This is a genomic window from Carbonatibacter coralli (assembly GCF_039592655.1).
GTDB classification, from domain to species: Bacteria; Pseudomonadota; Alphaproteobacteria; order Kiloniellales; family Kiloniellaceae; genus Carbonatibacter; species Carbonatibacter coralli.
The window spans coordinates 2036-3388 of record NZ_JBBUTJ010000020.1 but is presented as its reverse complement, the minus strand read 5'-3'; the positions used below and the strand labels follow the sequence as shown (position 1 = coordinate 3388).

The 1353-nt window shown below is 51.1% G+C and carries 1 rRNA gene; it reads right to left on the bottom strand.

From position 1 onward, the window contains the following. Window positions 1-1116 (bottom strand): 23S ribosomal RNA (locus tag AAAH10_RS16510); the annotation flags it as partial. Between the last annotated feature and the right edge of the window lie 237 nt (window positions 1117-1353).

Sequence of the window (1353 nt, the reverse complement as noted above, 5' to 3'; positions counted from 1 at the left end):
TTTCGGCGCAGGACGGCTTATCTAGACCAGTGAGCTATTACGCTTTCTTTAAATGATGGCTGCTTCTAAGCCAACATCCTGGTTGTCTTGGCCTTCCCACATCCTTTCCCACTTAGCCGTAACTTGGGGGCCTTAGATGATGGTCTGGGTTGTTTCCCTCTCCACACCGGACGTTAGCACCCGATGTGTGTCTGCCGTGCTCTACTCCTGGGTATTCGGAGTTTGGTTCGAGTTGGTAAGGCTCGCGCCCCCCGTCCCGATCCAGTGCTCTACCCCCCAGGGTAATACACGACGCTCTACCTAAATAGATTTCGCGGAGAACCAGCTATCTCCGAGTTTGATTGGCCTTTCACCCCTATCCACAAGTCATCCAGTAACTTTTCAACGTTATCTGGTTCGGTCCTCCAGTGCATGTTACTGCACCTTCAACCTGCCCATGGATAGATCACCCGGTTTCGGGTCTAATCCCACGAACTCAGACGCCCTATTAAGACTCGCTTTCGCTGCGCCTACACCTAACGGCTTAAGCTTGCTCGTGAAATTAACTCGCTGACCCATTATACAAAAGGTACGCAGTCACACCTCAAGGGTGCTCCTACAGTTTGTAAGCATTCGGTTTCAGGTTCTCTTTCACTCCCCTCGTCGGGGTGCTTTTCACCTTTCCCTCACGGTACTCGTTCACTATCGGTCATCAAGGAGTATTTAGGCTTGGAGGATGGTCCCCCCATATTCAGACAGGATTTCACGTGTCCCGCCCTACTCAAGGACAAAAACAAGCTCTACCCGTACGGGGCTATCACCCGCTATGGCCCGACTTTCCAGACGGTTCCGGTTCTCTTGTTCTTGCCACTGGCCTGATCCGCGTTCGCTCGCCACTACTGACGGAATCTCGGTTGATGTCTTTTCCTCTGGCTACTTAGATGTTTCAGTTCACCAGGTTTGCTCCACACAGCTATCTATTCACTGTGCAGTGACCCTACAGGGCCGGGTTTCCCCATTCGGAAATCTGCGGATCAAAGATTGCTCTCGTCTCCCCGCAGCTTATCGCAGAGTGCCACGTCCTTCATCGCCTCTTGATGCCAAGGCATCCACCAAATGCTCTTAAAGCGCTTGATCTTAACTGAATAATTCCCTGATACACGCAGAGATAAATCAACGTGCAGCAGTCATTAACTCAAGACCAAATATTCATACCTATTCACACTGTCAAACAACGCTGAGCCGTAAGGCTCAAAAACCGGCCGGGCCGGTATCTCGTGTCTTCCTTTTAAAGCAATTCTTTCTGCAAGGGTCTCCACCCTTGCAATCCCATCCTTCGGGACTGAGCGAACTCAGGAACCACCAAATCCGTTC